Below are 343 nucleotides of genomic sequence, written 5' to 3' on the forward strand. Positions count from 1 at the left end.
TTGCTATCGAAAAACTCACTCCCAACCTAACAACGGAGATCTGGCAAGAAAGTAACGGCACATTGCTTATCTATGGTGGCGATATCCATCAACCTATGGATGAAAATTTAATTCAAGATCTAAAACAGCTACGTCGCCGTCGTCCACTTGATGCCGTTATTTGGGTATCAGAAAATAATTTATCGCAACAACCGCTGGGTCATTCCTTATTTAATCACTTAAATTCGACCAACACCGATACCGCAAGCCGCTATTTCCACCAGCTCTTTCGTCAATTACGCTGGCAAGCCCCCCATTTGGCTTTGGAACGTCAGTAATAACGGCGAAATAACCACAGATGAAA

The 343-nt window shown here is 43.1% G+C and carries 1 protein-coding gene; it reads left to right on the forward strand.

Features of this window, described 5'->3' with window-relative positions:
- Positions 1-317 (forward strand): hypothetical protein (locus BHE89_RS24065; RefSeq protein WP_171742546.1); only part of this gene is annotated, 317 nt, incomplete at its 5' end.
- Between the last annotated feature and the right edge of the window lie 26 nt (positions 318-343).

The organism is Shigella sp. FC1967, from assembly GCF_001743005.1.
In the GTDB taxonomy this organism is placed as follows: Bacteria; Pseudomonadota; Gammaproteobacteria; order Enterobacterales; family Enterobacteriaceae; genus Proteus.